Source organism: Devosia sp. RR2S18 (genome assembly GCF_030177755.1).
Lineage (GTDB): Bacteria > Pseudomonadota > Alphaproteobacteria > Rhizobiales > Devosiaceae > Devosia > Devosia rhizosphaerae.
The window spans coordinates 2,288,354-2,305,543 of sequence record NZ_CP126539.1; the positions used below are offsets into that span (position 1 = coordinate 2,288,354).

Below are 17,190 nucleotides of genomic sequence, written 5' to 3' on the forward strand. Positions count from 1 at the left end.
CGTGTTTTCACGTCTGTTTGGTAATGCGCGCCAACTGCCCTATCTATGGATCATATCCAGAAGAAACAGAATTCATGCCCAAGACAAAAACATCAAAGAACACATCGGGGCCTAAACGTGCGCGCCAGCTGCGTGCCGACGAACTGCCGACCCGCGAGCAATTGCTCGAAGCTCTGGCGACCGAGCCAGACGTAAAGGGAAAGCGCGACCTGGCGAAAATTTTCGGTATTCGCGGTGAAATGCGAAAGCCCTTCAAGGCCATGCTCGCAGAACTCGAGGGCGAAGGCGTCATAACGCGCACGCGCAAGGCACTGCGCCGCACTGCCGCGCTGCCTGCCGTAACCGTCCTCGACATCCCGACCGATGCCGACCCGGACGATCTCCACGCCTTCCCGGCACAATGGAATGACGAAGAGGGCGAGCGACCACGCGTTCAGGTCCTTGGTGGCCGCGACGCTCGTGTCGTGCCCGCCCCTGGCGACCGCATCTTGGCCCGCATCGATGCCGGCGAAGATGAGATCCCGCACTACACCGCCAAGGCGATGAAGATCCTCGACAAGCCGCGTCGCGCCCATATCGGCATCGTCCGCATGGACGAGGATGGCGCACGTCTGATCCCCGTGGAGCGCAAGCAGAAGGAAATGCGAATCCCCGCCGGAGACCTTGGCGACGCGAAGGACGGCGACCTTGTCGAAGTGGAGGTTAAGCTCTCGGGTCGCCTGATGATTCCCCGAGCCAAGGTCACCAATGTGATCGGCAACCCTATGTCCGAAGGGGCGATCAGCCTCATCGCCATCCACTCCTATGAAATTCCCTATCGCTTCCCTGCTGCCGTCGTGCGCGAGGCCGATGAAGCCAAGGAAGCGGGGCTCAAGGGGCGCGAAGATTGGCGCGATCTGCCGCTCATCACCATCGACCCAGCAGACGCCAAGGACCATGACGACGCCGTCTATGCGCAGCCGGATGAGGACGAGAACAATCCGGGTGGCCACATAGTCTATGTCGCCATCGCCGACGTCTCCGCCTATGTCCAGCCCGGCTCGGCGCTGGACCGGGAAGCCTATCTGCGCGGCAACTCGGTCTACTTTCCCGACCGCGTTGTGCCGATGCTGCCCGAGCGCATCTCCAACGACCTCTGCTCGCTCCGTGAAGGTGAACCACGGGCAGCCATGGCGGTGCGTATGGTCATGGGGGCCGACGGGCGCAAGCGCTCACACAGCTTCCATCGCGTGTTGATGCGCTCGGCCGCCAAGGTCAGCTATCAGCAGGCCCAGGCGGCGATTGACGGACAGCCCGACGACAAGACCGGACCCATTCTCGAACCTGTCCTCAAGCCTTTGTGGGCAGCCTATGAAGCCATGACCAAGGCACGCGAGCAGCGCGGACCACTCGACCTGGACCTACCTGAGCGTAAGATCCTGCTCGACGACAAGGGCATGGTGCGCGACATCCATGTTCCCGAGCGGCTCGATGCCCACCGACTCATCGAAGAGATGATGATCGCGGCGAACGTGGCGGCGGCCGAGACGCTCGAGCAGAAGCGTTCGCCCGTGATGTATCGGGTCCATGATGAGCCTTCCGGTGAAAAGCTCTCCGCCCTTCGTGACTTCCTGGGGTCGCTCGACATCGCCATGAAGAAGTCAGATGCCGTGAAGGCCAAGGACTTTAATGGCATTCTCGCCCAAGCTCGCCGCGCCAACAACATCGAGCAGGTGAGTGAAATGGTGCTGCGCTCGCAGGCGCAGGCCGAATACGCGCCAGAGAACTATGGCCACTTCGGTCTGAACTTGGATCGATACGCCCATTTCACGTCACCGATCCGGCGCTATGCCGACCTCATCGTGCACCGCGCCCTGGTGAAGGCTCTCGATCTCGGTACCGGCGGGCTCAGCGACCAGGAAGCACTCAAGCTCCCCGGCATCGCCCAGCACATCTCGGCCACTGAACGGCGGGCTATGCTGGCGGAGCGCGAAACCTCCGACCGGCTCCTGGCTCAGTTCCTGTCGACCAAGATCGGTGCTCGGTTCGAAGGCCGCATCTCGGGCGTGACTCGCTCGGGATTGTTCGTTCGGCTGCTGGAAACGGGGGCAGACGGCTTCATCCCCGCCTCCACCCTCGGCGAGGATTACTATCGCTACGTGGAAGAGCAGCAGGCCATGATCGGCGAGCGGACCGGGGAGAAGTTCGGCCTGGGCGAGCGGGTCACCGTGCGCCTGCTGGAAGCAGCACCCGTCGCCGGCGCGATGCGGTTCGAACTCCTCTCGGAGGGCACCCGCGTCAATCCGTCATCTATAAAGCGCGGCAGTCGCAGACCATCTCAGTCGCGCAGCTTCAAAGGCCGTCGGAAGAAGTGATATGAGCTCTGAACCTCACACCCTCGACAATCGCAGCGTCGCCCAGGCGGCCTGGCGCGGGACGCTCTGCAAGTGCCCCCATTGTGGCGAGGGCAAGCTGTTCAGGGCCTATCTCAAAGTCACCGATTATTGCGGCGCCTGCGGCGAGCAGCTCAACCTCCATCGCGCCGATGATTTCCCGCCCTACATCGCCATCATGATCGTGGGGCACCTGCTCGTGGCGGTGATGCTGCATATGGAGATGATCTGGCACGTCAATCCGCTGACCTATCTCTATACCATGATACCACTCGCCGTGGTTCTGCCGCTCCTGATGTTGCCTTCCATCAAGGGGGCTATCGTCGGCTTCCAATGGGCAAACCGGATGCATGGCTTCGACCCGGCTCAGCGCGAGCAGAAGGCTTGACATATGGCGGCAAATCCGTAGGTTGCGCGCAATTCCCGAGCGCTGCCCGTTGGCGGCGCCCTTTTGTTTGTCGAGGACACTCCAATGGCTAAAGCCAACACTGTCAAGATCAAGCTCGTGTCCACGGCTGACACCGGCTTCTACTACGTGACCAAGAAGAACGCTCGCACACAGACCGAGAAGCTCTCGTTCAACAAGTACGATCCGGTCGCCCGCAAGCACGTCGAGTTCAAGGAAGCCAAGATCAAGTAATCTGGCGTCTTTACGAGCTAAGTCATTTGGAAGCCCTGCATCATGCGATGCGGGGCTTTTAATTTATACCCGTGCCGTTGACCGGCGCTATAATCGTTGGCAGCCTAGAGACGTCAGGGGAACAAAGGAGTGGCTGGTCCGGAGCGGCATGTCGAAGAGGCCACTCTGTCCGCGTCCGGACCAACCGCCCTACGGTACTCAGGAGTTGCGGCGGACCTGAGAAGAGCCGTAGGGAACTCGCAGCGGCCGGTTCGTCGGGGGGCGCGCTGGTGTTGACGTCAACCTACGCTTTCGCCGGGCAAACTCAAGCAAATCCCGCCCTTTGAAGCCGGTAAGTGCTTGTTAATTATAACAGATAACCCTAACAGGCGATGTGAAGCTACGCCGCGTCGAAAACAACGCGATTACGGCCCTCGCGCTTGGCCCGGTAGAGCGCCAGATCAGCGCGCTTGATCAGGGTCTCGGGCGTATCGCTTTCGGTTTCGTTGAGTGCCACGCCGGCCGATACGGTCAGCGACAGCGGCCGCCCCGCACCAACGTCAAAGCTGCGCTCGGCAATGGCGTTGCGGACGCGTTCAGCAACGGCTTCGGCTTGCTGGTGGTCGGTGTCGGGCATGAGCACCACGAACTCCTCCCCGCCAAAGCGGCAGGCCAGGTCCACGCCACGGATGTTGCGCTTCAATCGCGCCGCAAATTCCTTGAGCGCGGCGTCGCCGGCATCGTGGCCGTAGGTGTCGTTCACGGCCTTGAAGTGGTCGATATCGAGAATCATCAGCGCCATGTCCCGATCCTGGCTCTGGGCCTTCTCGAGCATCACGGAGAGGTGCCGGTCCAAATAGCGCCGGTTGTAGAGCCCGGTCATGTCGTCGGTGACAGCCAGGGCCATGGTGTTGTTGACGCTCTGCCGCAGCTCCTGGGCGTAGCGGTGGCGCCGGATCTGCGTCCGCACCCGGGCGGCGAGTTCGTTCCGCTCCACGGGGCGGCTGATATAGTCGTTCACGCCAAGGTCGAGCGCGCGCATCACCTTGGGCTTATCGACCTCATCGGACATCAGGATGATCGGCAGCGTCCGAGTGTGCTCGAGCGTCCGGATCTGCGAACAGACGCGCAACGGGTCGAAATCCGTCAGCGACATCGCGATCAACGCGAGTTCGTAATGGGCGCCGGTTACCTGAAACACGGCATCGGCAGGCTGGGTCAGGATGTCGACCCTGTGTTCGGGCGTAAGGTACCCCTTGATGCGTTCGGCGTGGCGGCCATCCGAGTCGATAATCAGAATGGAGCCACCGGCCGAGGTGACCTGGTCCATCGCCCGCATGGCATCTTCGATGGCAATCTGCTGCCCGGTGGTGGCGCGCGCCCGCAGTTCGTCGGTCAGCGATTTGAGCCGCACGAGACTTTTGACCCGAGCCAGCAATTGCATGTCATCGACCGGCTTGGTCAGGAAGTCATCGGCACCCACTTGCAGGCCCCGCACCCGGTCGGAGGGCTGGTCCAGCGCTGTGACCATGAGGACGGGAATGTGCTGGGTGCGGGTATCGGCCTTGAGACGCTGGCAAACCTCGAACCCGTCCATGTCCGGCATCATCACGTCTAGAAGGACGATGTCGATGTCCGAACTCTGGCAGAGGGAGAGCGCCTCGGGTCCGGAAGACGCCGTTACAACGTCATAGTACTCGGCGTTCAGCCGAGCTTCGAGCAGGCGAACATTGGTGGGAATGTCGTCGACGATAAGAACGCGTGCGGTCACTCTGGCCCCCAGATACCAGTTCGCCGCTCACTGGCGTCCACCAGGACAAGCGGCATGTCGCTCCGAGCACTAGGCTCAGGCCGGGCCAATGTAGCGGGCAATGGTTTCCAGAAAGTGTGGCACCGAGATGGGCTTGCTGATGTAGCCCTCGCACCCACCCTGGAGGATGCGTTCCTCGTCCCCCTTCATTGCAAAGGCCGTCACGGCAATCACGGGAATATGGGCGAGCTCGTCGTCGTCCTTGAGCCATTTGGTAACAACCAGGCCGGAGACTTCGGGCAGTTGGATGTCCATCAGTATCAGATCAGGGTGGTGAGCGCGTGCGAGATCGAGTGCCTCCATCCCATTACGGGTTTGGATGACGGAATAGCCCCGCGATTCAAGCAGATCGTTGAAGAGCTTCATGTTGAGCTCGTTGTCTTCCACGATCATCACTGTCTTGGGCATAAGTCCTTCCCCGTCTCCAAGGGCGCTGGTGGCACTTCGTTTTGCAGCTTGGATGAGCTAGCATTGAATCTCTTTACAAACCACTCAAGGAGGCCGGTGTGGCGCGTCCGCAAGAGGCCGAGACTTCGACCGCAGCCTTGGCGGATGCCTGTTTGGGCCATCTTGCAGAGAATCCGGAGGAGTTGCTCGCCTTCATGCAGCAGGCTGGCTTTAGCCCAGAATCGCTTCGGCGCTCAGTTGGATCCCCTGCCCTGCACCATGGATTGCTCGACTATTTCGCGTCCAACGAGCCACTGCTACTCGCCCTTTGCGCCAATGCCGGCATCTCGCCTGAGGACTTCATGCGCGTGTGGCACAGCCACAATCACGGCGGCTGAATTGAGCGGCGATTGGCTGTGTCGAGATTGTTTGTCACACGGCTCCGGAGAGGGATCGCCCAACCGGTGCCCGAAATGCGGCTCGCCACGTCTACGGAGCCATGATGAGCTGTTTCAGCTGAGCATTGCTCATGTCGATTGTGACGCCTTCTACGCCTCAGTTGAGAAACGAGACGATCCAAGCTTGCGTGACAAGCCGCTGATCATCGGTGGAGGCGTGCGCGGCGTGGTCTCCACCTGCTGCTATATCGCTCGACAATCGGGTGTACGCTCGGCAATGCCCATGTTTAAGGCGCGGCAGTTGTGTCCCGACGCGGTGGTCCTCAAGCCGAACATGGCTAAATATGTCGAGGTGAGCCGGGCGATCCGACGGCAAATGGACGCCCTTACCCCACTTGTCGAGCCGATCTCGATCGATGAAGCGTTCCTCGATCTTTCCGGTACCGCCGCCTTGCACAAGGCACCGCCGGCTCTGGTGCTCGCCCGCTTCGCCCAGTCGGTCGAGAAGGAGATCGGCGTGACTATTTCAGTTGGGCTGAGCCACAACAAGTTTCTCGCCAAGGTCGCTTCCGATCTCGACAAGCCAAGGGGATTTGCCGTGATCGGCGCGGCTGAAACGCTGTCTTTCCTCGCGCCAAAGCCAATCAGCATGATCTACGGGGTCGGGAAGGTCTTCGCCGAAACGCTCCGCAAAGACGGCCTCACGACGATCGGCCAGTTACAAGAAGAGGCACCAGAAAACCTCATCCGGCGCTATGGAGAGACTGGCGCTCGACTCGCAAGATTATGCAGAGGCCTGGACAGCCGAGCGATCTCGCGCACAAGCGAGATGAAGACTATCTCGTCGGAGACCACCTTCAACACTGACTTGAGTTCGGTTGACGCACTCTCCACCGAGCTCCTCAAATGCAGCGAACGGCTTTCCGACCGACTCAAGGCAAAGAGCATCGTAGGCGACACCCTCACGCTGAAGCTCAAAACGGCAGGCTTCCGCCTCCGGACGCGGGCTCGCCACTTGATGATCCCCACTCAGCTTGCCAATGTGATCTACGAGACAGGCATGTCGCTATTGGAACGAGAGCTCGATGGCACAGCTTTTCGTCTGATCGGCATTGGCGTTTCTGGGCTGGAAGCGGCGGCTGGCACCGATGCAGTCGACCTGCTTGAACCGCAGATTGCCCGCAAAGCCGCCGCTGAGCGTGCTATGGACCGGGTCAGGTCGAAATTTGGTCGTGAAGCGCTCATTCGTGGCAAGCTTTATGGACAAAAGCCTAGCCGTCCCCCGATAGATATTGATGAAGACGAAGGAACCCACAGATGACCAACGCGATCGAGCGGCTTCGAGAATACGGCTACGAACTTCCAGCGCCGAAGGCGCCGGTCGCTAGCTACGTCCCAGTCTCGCGTTCTGGCAACATCCTCTATGTCTCGGGCCAGATCTCCAGCAACGAAGCTGGCGTGGTGATGGGCCTGCTGGGTGACACGATGAACGTGGTACAGGGCGCCAACGCAGCGGAGTTGGCCGCCATCAACGTCCTGTCGCAGATTGCCAATGTTGGCGGTGTTCCTCTGGACGAGATCAAGCAGATCCTCAAGGTCACCGTGCTGGTTGCCTCTACGCCCGACTTCACCGAGCAGCACCTGGTTGCCAACGGCTGTTCCAATCTTCTCGTCACTGTGCTCGGCGACAAAGGAAAACACGCCCGTGCCGCCTTTGGGGTGGCCTCGCTCCCCTTCGGCGCTGCAGTAGAGATTGAGGCGGTGGTAGAGGTTTGATCGCCAGCGTGGTTGAAGCTCTGCACCAGGCTCGCCATATCGAGACCGCACACTCCTGAAGGCACTCCACCACACATTGTCCGCCAGTAGTTACACAGCGACCATCCATCCCAGTACCGCCAGCATAACCGCTGAGGTTTGGAACGAGCTTGTACCCAGGACGGGTGGAAAGCCCGACAACCCGTTTCTGGACCACGCCTTTTTCCTGGCCCTTGAAGAGTCGGGCTGCGCCACTGCACGGACGGGTTGGCAGCCGCAACACATAGTTGTGTCGGATAACGCCGGCACTCCCTTGGGCCTGCTGCCCCTTTTCCTCAAGTCCCACTCGATGGGAGAATATGTCTTCGACCATGGGTGGGCAAATGCTCTCGAACGTGCGGGCGGCCAGTACTATCCCAAGCTCCAATGTTCAGTGCCGTTCACGCCGGCAACCGCGCCCAAGCTCCTGGTACCCTCTGGTAGTCTAGAAATCGAGGCGGCCTTGCTCTCATCAGCGCAGCAGCTCGCGATGCAGCGCGAAGCATCCTCGGTCCACATGACCTTTGTGCCGGAGCGCGAAGCCAGCCTTGTCGAGCAGGCTGGCTGGCTGCACCGCATCGACACACAATTTCATTGGCATAATGACAGTTACGAGAGCTTCGAAGATTTCCTCGGCACCTTAGCCTCACGCAAACGGAAGACAATAAAGCGGGAACGCCGGGACGCTTTGGCTGATGGGCTAAAAGTGCAATGGTTGAGTGGCTCGGACCTCAAAGAGCATCATTGGGACGCCTTTTTCGAGTTTTACGAAGACACAGGCTCGCGGAAGTGGGGCCGTCCTTACCTCAATCGCTCGTTTTTTTCACTCCTCGGCGAGAAAATGGCTGACCGCGTTGTCCTGATGCTCGCCTATGACGGGGCTGAGCCTATAGCGGGTGCCATCAACTTCGTGGGCAGTGACCGAATCTATGGAAGAAACTGGGGCTGCACGCGGGATGTGCCGTTTCTCCATTTCGAGCTCTGCTATTACCAGGCGATCGACTACGCCATCCAGCACAAGCTTTCAGTGGTTGAGGCGGGCGCCCAGGGCGAGCACAAGCTGGCCCGCGGCTATGCCCCTGCCATTACGCATTCGGCGCACTGGATCGCTCATCCCGGCCTGCGGGACGCCGTCGCTGACTACATCGAGCATGAACGCGTGGCAGTGGAACAAAACAGCGACCTGCTCCAACAGTTTACCCCCTTCCGCAAGGGTGAACGAACAGATCTCGATTAGACGGCCCTGCCTTCCCTAGCCACCTCCAGAGCTCTATTAGTCGAGGGAATCGATACGTGGAGACTGGGTACACATGAGCTATGATCCCTCGAACATTTTCGGCAAGATCCTGCGGAATGAGCTTCCTTGCCATAAGGTCTACGAGGACGAGAGTGCCCTGGTGATGATGGACATTTTCCCGCAATCGCGCGGGCATGTCCTGGTCATTCCCAAAGCCGCTTCTCGTAACCTCTTCGATGCAGACCCAGCAGTCCTTGCGGAGGTGATGCCACTTGTACAGCGCGTGGCAATTGCAGCCAAAGCAGCCACGGGCGCCGATGGCGTGAGGCTAGCGCAGTTCAATGAGACCCCCGCGGGCCAAACCGTGTTCCACCTGCATTTTCACGTCATTCCCATGTATGAGGGCGTAGACCTTGGCAGTCATGGCGGCGGCAAGGCCGATGATGGCGAGCTGGCGGAGTTGGCGCAGGAGATTGCCGCACGCCTCTAAGCCCAGGCGTCGCCGGTCAGAGACTATGCGGTATCACGAGGCCGCCCTTCAGCGTCACGATCCGGTCTGCCCTGCGGGCAAGGTCGTGGTTGTGCGTGGCAATCAGAGCAGCCGCGCCCTCGTCCTTGATCAGTGCGGCGAGTGCCGCAAAGACGATGTCGCTGGTTTCCGGATCGAGATTGCCGGTGGGCTCATCCGCCAAAATGATCTTGGGATGATTGGCCGCGGCACGCGCTATCGCCACTCGCTGTTGTTCACCACCCGAGAGTTCCGCTGGCCGATGCGAAGCTCGCTGTCCGATGCCGAGAAGGTCCAGCAATTCCATCGACCTGCCCTTGGCCTGCTCGGGAGACTTGCCAGCGATCAACTGGGGCATCGACACGTTCTCGAGGGCCGTGAACTCGGGCAGCAAGTGGTGGAACTGGTACACGTAGCCGACAGTGGAACGTCTGAGTTGGGTGCGGCCGCGGTCCCCAAGCTGAGACGTCTTGATACCCGTGATCTCCACTTCGCCACTCTGTGGGGATTCGAGCAGGCCTGACAGGTGGAGAAGAGTAGACTTGCCAGCTCCCGAGGGGGCGACCAGCGCGACGAGTTCGCCGCTGGCTACCGTGAGGTTAGCGGCTTCTAGCACACGAACGGTCTTGGCGCCGTCGCCATAGTGCCGGTGAACATCGGTGAGGATCAGGTGCGGCCTATTCATAGCGCAGCGCCTCTACCGGATCATATTGTGCGGCCCGCCAGGCGGGATAGAGCGTCGCCAGGAAGCTCAGGCCGAGCGCCAACCCCACGACCACAGCCACCTCAACGGGGTCTGTCTTGGAGGGAAGCGAGGTCAGATAGAATACTTCGGGCGGAAAGATCGTGACACCGAGCGTGTTGGAGATGAAGGCGCGCAAGGGTTCGGCATTGGCCGCAACAATGAGCCCCAGGAGCAGCCCTGAGAGCGTACCAACGACGCCGATGGTTGTGCCGGTGATTGAGAAAATGCGCATGATGGCTCCGCGCGTCGCCCCCATCGTGCGGAGGACCGCGATGTCAGCGCTCTTGTCTTTCACCAGCATGATGAGGCTGGAGATGATGTTGAATGCGGCTACCAGGATGATCATCGAGAGAATGGTGAACATCACCACCCGTTCGACCTGCAGTGCCGAAAAAAAAGTTTCGTTGCGCTGTTGCCAGTCGGTCAGCACCAGCGGGCGGAGGTTCGGCAAGGCGGCGATGCGCTCGCGGACCGCGGCTACGTCGTCGGGATTGTCGATGAAGATTTCGACGGCGGATGCCTGCCCGATGCGCTCATAGGCGGCGTCGATCTCTTCATCGGTGGCCAATGGATCAAGCGGCCCCATGCCTGGCCTCAGAACCTCCTCGTAAAGCCGAAAGTAGTCCTGCGCCGGCTCAAAGGGCATGTACATGTAGAAGCTGTCGAACTCGACCATGCCGAGATCGAAAATCACGTTGACCGGGTAGGAACGGATCTGCGGCGTGGAGCCGAAAGGCGTCATTGCGCCATTCGGATTGATGATCTGCACCTGATCACCAAGGGTAACGCCAAGCGTCGACGCGAGGCGATGGCCGATGGCGACCCCGCGCGAACTGTCCCAATCGTCCCATCCGCCCTGAATGGCGGAGTTGTAGAGTAGGTCGAGCTTGCGGATATTCTCCTCATCCATACCGCGCACAGAAACACCGGTGGAACTGCCCTGCCCTGAAGCCAGAACCTGGCCTTCGACGAAGTACACGGCGAACTCGACGCCATTTACTTGCTGCAGGGTCGCGACGGTTTCCTCGTAGTCGGTGAACTGTTCTTCGATGGGAAATGCCGTGAAGTGGCCATTGAGGCCGAGAATCTTGGTCAGCAGTTCCGCACGAAAGCCATTCATCACTGACATGACAACAATGAGAGTGGCAACGCCAATGGCCACGCCCACCATTGTCAGGCTGGCGATTACGGAAATGAAGGCTTCCTTGCGCCGGGCACGCAGGTAGCGCCCTGCCACCATCCATTCGAACCGGGAAAATGGCCTTGTGCCCTTAGCCTGCGCCGGAGCCGTTTGGTCCGTCAAATGTCGGTCTTTCTTTGTGGTTCGATCAGTGCCTTGAGGCGGGCGACGGCGTCACCAATCGGCAGTGTCTCGCGTTCACCACTCTTGCGGTGCTTGATCTCGACCTCGCCGGACTTTAGCCCACGCGGCCCCAGCAACAGCTGATACGGAATGCCCACAAGGTCGGCCGTGGCGAACTTGGCACCCGCCGGTTGATCCCGATCGTCGTAGAGCATGTCGATCCCGGCAGCAGTGAGTTCGCCGTATAGCTTGTCACAAGCTGCGTCGCAGTCCTGATCACCAGCCTTGAGGTTGATGATGACAGCCTCGAACGGCGCTACCGATACCGGCCAGACGATGCCGGCGTCGTCATGGCTGGCTTCGATGATCGCAGGCACCACGCGGGTCAGGCCGATGCCGTAGGACCCCATATGCACAACCGCCTCCTTGCCGTCCTGACCGGTCACGGAGGCCTTCATCGGTGCAGAGTACTTGGTGCCGAAGTAGAAAATGTGGCCAACCTCAATGCCACGAGCGGATACGCGCTTGTCTTCGGGCACGGCAGCTTCGTACGCGGCTTCGTCGACCATCTCTTCGGTGGCTGCGTAAAGGGAGGTCCAGTCGTCGACGATCGGCTTCAGATTTCCGCGGAAATCGGTATCCTTCGGAGGAATGGGCTTGTCGAGCAGATCGCGATGGCAGAACACGGCGCTTTCGCCGGTCTCGGCAAGAATGATGAACTCATGGCTGAGATCTCCGCCGATGGGACCAGTATCGGCGCGCATTGGAATGGCGGTAAGCCCCAGGCGCGCATAGGTGCGCAAGTACGCCACGAACATACGCTCGTATGCCTTCACCGCCTCTTCCTTGTTGAGGTCGAAGCTATAGGCGTCCTTCATCAGGAACTCGCGGCTACGCATGGTGCCGAAGCGCGGACGTACCTCGTCACGGAACTTCCACTGTATGTGGTAGAGGTTGAGCGGCAGATCCTTGTAGGATTTCACGTACGAGCGGAAGATGTCGGTTATCATCTCCTCGTTGGTCGGGCCGTATAGGAACTCCCGCTCATGCCGATCTTCGATGCGGAGCATCTCCTTGCCGTAGGCATCATAGCGCCCTGATTCCCGCCAGAGATCGGCCGATTGGATGGTCGGCATTAGCAGCTCGACGGCGCCGGCACGGTTCTGCTCCTCCTCGATGATGCGCTGCACCTTCATCAGAACCTTGTAGCCAAGCGGCAGCCATGAATAGAGGCCTGAGGCCTGCTGGCGGATCATCCCGGCGCGCAGCATCAGTCGATGCGAGACGATCTCAGCTTCCTTGGGAACATCGCGCAGCACCGGCAGAAAATAGCGAGACAGGCGCATGTGAACTCCCGTTGGGACAATCGACTCAGAGCTTTTGTTGATGCCCACTCAAATCGTACTCGTCCATACGATGCAAGCATGGAAGGCATGCAGAATCTGCGTGACAGGAGCGGTTTTCGTTGTTAGGGTCCATCGCAATAAAGCAAAGGCGGTCCAAACCGCCGGACGTCGACAACGTCTAGGGAGGAGCGTTGGCAGCCGCTTTGTAGCGCGCCTAAGACCAACGTATTGTCGAGCGAACTCATATCAGCGGGGCACTTGTGCCCCGCTTTTTTATTACCGCCGCGGAACTAAGCTCACCTTGGTACGGACTAGCGGTTCCAGTAATCGTGGACGATGCCATTGCTCACCCCAAGCAACAGCAAGGGTGTGCACACTGCAGCCAAGAGCGTCGCGATGAGTGCCTTCCGCCACATGCGTGGGAGAACAGGCGCAGCGGGGTCGGTGCCGTGGGTGATGTCGCCTGCTTCGTGCTGACTTTGCGTGCCTATAGGCAGCACAGCCACAAAGCAGATCCACCAGACAACGAAGAAAACAGCGATGATGGAGCCGATCGGCATGAAAATGTCCTTTCGGCTCCTTTTATCGACACTCCGGCCAAGGCGACAGAGGCAGGCGCAGCGCCTATCGTCGCAGCCTAAACCCGATGAACAAAGACCGACACATTGGGCTTGCGCCCCCAATAGGCGTTCACTTCGTTGCGGATCGCCTTGAACAGCGCGGAGTTCAGCATCTCAGTGTCGCTCCGCCGCTTTGGCGGAACCGACTTGAGAACGTTAGCGATGGTGTCTTCGACCAGGTCGCCCAACGACTCGTCCTCAGTTTCAGGTAGTCCTTCGATGACGACATCGGGACCCGACACAATGTGCCCACTGCTATTTACGCAGACGCTGACCACCACATGGCCGCCGAATGACAAACGACGGCGCCCCTTAACGCCAGATTCTTCAGGTGTGCAGAGTACCAGCCCATCCAGATAGAGCTCGCCGGTGCGAACCTCGCTCGGGAATGTGAGTGGCTCGGGAAAGAGCCGCACCATGTCACCATTGCGCGCTTCGCAGACATTGGGGATGCCAGCTTCGCGCCCGAGCTTGGCATGCGCCTGGAGATGGATCGCTTCACCATGCACCGGCACCAGGACCTCCGGCTTCACCCAGCCATACATCTTTCGAAGTTCGCCGCGACGCGGGTGTCCTGTGACATGGACGAGATCATCGTTGGCTGTAATGACTTCGACGCCCCGGTCAATCAGACGGTTCTGGATATCGATGACTTCCCGCTCGTTGCCGGGGATGGCCCAAGATGAGAAAATCATGCGGTCGCCGGCATTGAGGTCGATGACTGGGTGCTCGCCCCGAGCTATGCGAGCAATGGCAGCGCGTGCCTCTCCCTGCGAGCCCGTGCAGATCAGCACGCATTTGTCGCGGGCAATGCTCTTGTAGGCATCTTGATCAAGCAACGGCGGAAGCCCCTCCAGCATACCGATCTCGCGGGCAATTCCCATGATCCTATGCAGCGAGCGCCCCGACATGACCACCTGCCGCCCGGCTCTCTCCGCTGCGCGAACAATTGAAATCACCCGTCCGACGTTGGAAGCGAACGTCGTTACGGCAACCCGCTGCGGCGCGTTTGCAATCAACCTGTCCAAAGAAGCGGCAATCTCCGCCTCGCTTGGGCTTTCCCCCTCCTTGAGGGCGTTGGTCGAGTCGCAAATCAGAGCCAGCGGGCTTGAAGTGTCCTCGCCAATTCTCTGGAGACGAGCCACATCGGTCGGCTGATTGCCCACTGGCGTAGGATCGAGCTTCCAGTCGCCGGTGTGCAAAACGCGCCCGGCAGGGGTGGTGATCAGAAGTGCGTTCGACTCGGGGATCGAATGCGCGACATTGATCGGCTCAATGGTGAATGGGCCAACAGTGAAGGGCTTCCCGGGCTGCATTATGGTAAGGTCGACATTCTCGACGATGCCGTCCCCTGCCCGCTTTGCCGCCAGCATGGCCGCGGTGAAAGGCGTGGCGAAGACGGGCTTCTCGAAGCCGGGCCACAGGTCGAGAACGGCACCGTAGTGGTCCTCATGGGAGTGCGTCAGGATGAGCGCCAGGACATCGTCGGCGCGGTCCTCCAGGAACTCGGGATTGGCCATGATGAGTTCGATGCCAGGTAGGTCTGGCCCGCCGAAGGTGACGCCGCAATCGACCACTATCCACTTACGTGACCGTTCGGGACCGAACCCGTACGCCGCCATGTTCATGCCGATTTCGCCGACGCCGCCAAGCGGCACAAAGACGAGCTCATCCCTTTGGTTCTTAGCCATAGGTTAGATACTTCCTTTCGAAGCGCAGCGCAGCGCCTGAGCGATCATTGGCCGCCGGTCGCTGCGCAAGTGTTGTGGTCAGCTTTGGGCGCTGGCCGTTGCCCCAAAATGTACATCGCCCGCGGCGATCGCTATGCGGCTGCTGTCGGCCGTTCGAACGATCAATCGTCCATCATTGTCGATCGTTTCAAAGATGCCGCGGAGCACCTCACCGTTCTGAGATACTGCGACCGGAGCGCCAATACCGGCTGCGGCCGCGCGCCATTGCTCGAGCACAAGACTGTTTCCCTGGCCTTCGTTCCACTGCGAAAAAGTGTCGACCCAGGCTTCCGCTAAGGCTTCAAACATCTCAGCTGCAGACGTCCTGACGCCGAGACCGCCCAAGCTGGTTGTTGGATAGGGTAGCCCCTCAGGTGCTGAGACCACATTCACACCGATGCCGATGGCAATGGCATGGCGGCCGCCGGGCGTCTTGCTTGCTTCAAGCAGAATACCCGCCAGCTTTGCACCATCGGCCAGCACGTCATTGGGCCATTTAAGGGCAACGCGGACATTACCGGCGTGGGATGAACCATCCGCGCCGTCGATCCCGATCTTCACCGAACTCGCGGCTAGCATCGATGAGAGCGCCCGACTGAGTGACACGCCCGCCACAAAGCCAAGCGACGCCACCAAGCTGGGGTCAGCGTCTGGAACAATCAACAACGTCGCCGCTAGATTGCCATGGGGGCTTTGCCACTGACGACCCCGACGGCCCCTTCCGGCGGTCTGCTGCAGAGCCGCAAACCATACTCCGCCTGGATCACCTGCCGCGGCAGCAGCGGTGGCTTCCGTGTTGGTCGACCCGATGGTGTCGAAGCCATGCAGCCGGTATCCGGCCGCACGTGCTTTGGCACCAAGGGAGAAAACCGCCACTAGAACAGGCTTCCCGCAGCAATATGTGCGGCTGCCGCGAGCGGAGCACCTACCGTGAAGTAGTAGGTGACGATCAAGAAGCCGCTCAAACCCATGATGATAGTTAGTTCGGACGGCACAGCGCGGAACGCCCGCACGGGTTCATCGAAGTACATCACCTTGACCACCCGCAGGTAGTAGAAGGCGCTCACCGCAGACGCTAGAACGCCGATCACTGCCAGCACATAAAGCTGGGCGTCGATCGCCGCGAGGAACGCATGCCACTTGGCGAAGAATCCAGCCAGGGGCGGCAGCCCTATCAGCGAGAACATGAGAACCGCCATGATTGCCGCAACGAATGGGTGGGACTGCGCGGCTCCAGCGAGTTCGTCGATGGTTTCCACATAACCACTCTCGGTTCGAAATGCGAGAATGCAGGCGAAGAGACCGATAGTCATGGCAAGATAAATAGCCATGTAGATCGCCACACCTTCCACGCCGACTTGCGTGCCTGAGGAGAGACCGACGAGCGCGAAACCAACATGGCCAATTGAGGAATAGGCAACCAGTCGTTTGATCGACCGCTGCCCGATGGCAGCGAAGGCTGCCAGTACCATCGAGGCAATGGACAAGAAAATGACGATCTGCTGCCAGTCCGCGCTGATGCCCTGGAAAGTGTCGATGACCAGGCGCACCATCAAAGCCATGGCAGCCACCTTGGGCGCACTCGCCAGGAGAGCGGTTACCGGAGTGGGTGCTCCCTCATAGACGTCGGGCGTCCACATGTGGAATGGAACCGCAGAAATCTTGAAGGCCACGCCGGCAAGCAGGAACACGATCCCAAAGATCAGACCGATGGAGCGGCCCTCGCTGGCGATGGCGATCACAATGGCCTGCAAGTTGGTGTGCCCCGTGAAGCCATACACCAATGAAGCACCATAGAGTAGCAGACCCGAGCTCAGCGCACCCAGAATAAAGTACTTTAGCCCCGCCTCTGTGGCTCGGGAGTCGTCGCGCTTGATCGCGGCGAGCACGTAAACCGCCAGCGACTGCAGTTCGAGACCGATATAGAGGCTCATGAGATCGTTTGCCGACACCATCAGCATCATGCCCAGCGTCGCGAGCAGTACGAGGATGGAATACTCGTACTTGTGGGTGCCGTTCTCGAAGTCATTCGGCATGGAAAGCATAAGAGCGAAGCCAGAGCCACCCAGCACAAGCGCCTTCATGAAGCGGGCAAAGCTATCCTCGATGAAGACGCCGCTGAAAAGTACGCCGTCGGCCGGATAGAAGACTACCAAGGCAGCCGACGCAAAAAGCAGGACGACGGCGAGCATCGTCACCAGAGCCGAGCGCTCCTTGTTGATGACAATGCCGAGCAACAGCAGCACGAGGATGCCGACCGCCATCAGCATCTCGGGATACGCCGGAGCCAGGCTCGCGAAATCGATTACGTCAGAGTTCAC

17 protein-coding genes are annotated in these 17,190 nt (G+C 60.0%); 8 read left to right on the forward strand and 9 right to left on the reverse strand.

What is annotated here, in order from left to right; translation table 11 throughout:
- The first annotated feature begins 74 nt into the window (after window positions 1–74).
- The 3 genes from rnr (at window position 75) to rpmG (ending at window position 3,012) form a co-directional block, all read left to right on the forward strand.
- Entirely contained in the window at window positions 75–2,354 is a 2,280-nt protein-coding gene (gene rnr, locus QOV41_RS11320; RefSeq protein ID WP_284576643.1) for a ribonuclease R, read from the forward strand.
- Window position 2,355: 1 nt separating this feature from the next.
- Window positions 2,356–2,760, forward strand: coding sequence for a DUF983 domain-containing protein (locus tag QOV41_RS11325; RefSeq protein WP_284576645.1), 405 nt, complete (start codon window positions 2,356–2,358; stop codon window positions 2,758–2,760).
- Between the two features lie 84 nt (window positions 2,761–2,844).
- A complete protein-coding gene (gene rpmG / locus QOV41_RS11330; RefSeq protein WP_284576647.1) occupies window positions 2,845–3,012 on the forward strand; it encodes a 50S ribosomal protein L33 in 168 nt (55 codons plus the stop codon).
- A gap of 379 nt (window positions 3,013–3,391) precedes the next feature.
- Here the strand turns inward: rpmG and QOV41_RS11335 are convergent, their stop codons facing one another.
- Together QOV41_RS11335 and QOV41_RS11340 are read right to left on the reverse strand one after the other, a co-directional pair.
- Window positions 3,392–4,762, reverse strand: a complete 1,371-nt coding sequence (locus tag QOV41_RS11335; RefSeq protein WP_284576649.1) for a PleD family two-component system response regulator — start codon at window positions 4,760–4,762, stop codon at window positions 3,392–3,394.
- Between the two features lie 75 nt (window positions 4,763–4,837).
- Window positions 4,838–5,209 carry a response regulator gene (locus QOV41_RS11340; RefSeq protein ID WP_236897936.1) on the reverse strand — a complete coding sequence of 124 codons (372 nt, stop codon included), beginning with the start codon at window positions 5,207–5,209 and terminating at the stop codon, window positions 4,838–4,840.
- Between the two features lie 98 nt (window positions 5,210–5,307).
- Between QOV41_RS11340 and QOV41_RS11345 the strand changes: the two genes are divergently transcribed.
- The 5 genes from QOV41_RS11345 to QOV41_RS11365 all read left to right on the forward strand — a co-directional run bounded on the left by QOV41_RS11345 (window position 5,308) and on the right by QOV41_RS11365 (window position 9,107).
- Entirely contained in the window at window positions 5,308–5,586 is a 279-nt protein-coding gene (locus tag QOV41_RS11345; protein WP_284576653.1) for a DUF3572 family protein, read from the forward strand.
- Window positions 5,573–6,907, forward strand: a complete 1,335-nt coding sequence (locus QOV41_RS11350) for a DNA polymerase IV (protein ID WP_284581287.1) — start codon at window positions 5,573–5,575, stop codon at window positions 6,905–6,907. Before QOV41_RS11345 ends, QOV41_RS11350 begins: the two co-directional genes overlap by 14 nt.
- On the forward strand, window positions 6,904–7,362 hold the full coding sequence (locus QOV41_RS11355; RefSeq protein ID WP_284576655.1) for a RidA family protein: 459 nt from the start codon (window positions 6,904–6,906) through the stop codon (window positions 7,360–7,362). Before QOV41_RS11350 ends, QOV41_RS11355 begins: the two co-directional genes overlap by 4 nt.
- A 76-nt stretch (window positions 7,363–7,438) precedes the next feature.
- Window positions 7,439–8,617, forward strand: coding sequence for a GNAT family N-acetyltransferase (locus QOV41_RS11360; protein WP_415926709.1), 1,179 nt, complete (start codon window positions 7,439–7,441; stop codon window positions 8,615–8,617).
- A gap of 73 nt (window positions 8,618–8,690) precedes the next feature.
- A complete protein-coding gene (locus QOV41_RS11365) occupies window positions 8,691–9,107 on the forward strand; it encodes an HIT family protein (protein ID WP_284576657.1) in 417 nt (138 codons plus the stop codon).
- Between the two features lie 16 nt (window positions 9,108–9,123).
- On the opposite strand, the gene QOV41_RS11370 is transcribed toward QOV41_RS11365, so the two are convergent.
- From QOV41_RS11370 to nuoN, 7 genes are all read right to left on the reverse strand, one after another.
- Entirely contained in the window at window positions 9,124–9,810 is a 687-nt protein-coding gene (locus QOV41_RS11370) for an ABC transporter ATP-binding protein (protein ID WP_284576659.1), read from the reverse strand.
- Window positions 9,803–11,173: an ABC transporter permease gene (locus QOV41_RS11375; RefSeq protein WP_415926710.1), complete on the reverse strand. Its 1,371-nt coding sequence runs from the start codon at window positions 11,171–11,173 to the stop codon at window positions 9,803–9,805. The genes QOV41_RS11370 and QOV41_RS11375 overlap by 8 nt, the downstream gene beginning before the upstream one ends.
- A complete protein-coding gene (gene proS / locus QOV41_RS11380) occupies window positions 11,170–12,519 on the reverse strand; it encodes a proline--tRNA ligase (protein ID WP_284576661.1) in 1,350 nt (449 codons plus the stop codon). Before proS ends, QOV41_RS11375 begins: the two co-directional genes overlap by 4 nt.
- A 311-nt stretch (window positions 12,520–12,830) precedes the next feature.
- Window positions 12,831–13,079 carry a DUF1467 family protein gene (locus QOV41_RS11385; RefSeq protein ID WP_284576663.1) on the reverse strand — a complete coding sequence of 83 codons (249 nt, stop codon included), beginning with the start codon at window positions 13,077–13,079 and terminating at the stop codon, window positions 12,831–12,833.
- A 77-nt stretch (window positions 13,080–13,156) separates the two neighbouring features.
- Window positions 13,157–14,830, reverse strand: a complete 1,674-nt coding sequence (locus QOV41_RS11390) for a ribonuclease J (RefSeq protein ID WP_284576665.1) — start codon at window positions 14,828–14,830, stop codon at window positions 13,157–13,159.
- A gap of 78 nt (window positions 14,831–14,908) precedes the next feature.
- Window positions 14,909–15,745, reverse strand: a complete 837-nt coding sequence (locus QOV41_RS11395) for a biotin--[acetyl-CoA-carboxylase] ligase (protein WP_284576667.1) — start codon at window positions 15,743–15,745, stop codon at window positions 14,909–14,911.
- Window positions 15,745–17,190 (reverse strand): NADH-quinone oxidoreductase subunit NuoN, encoded by a 1,446-nt coding sequence (nuoN, locus tag QOV41_RS11400; RefSeq protein WP_284576668.1) that lies wholly within the window; start codon window positions 17,188–17,190, stop codon window positions 15,745–15,747. The genes QOV41_RS11395 and nuoN overlap by 1 nt, the downstream gene beginning before the upstream one ends.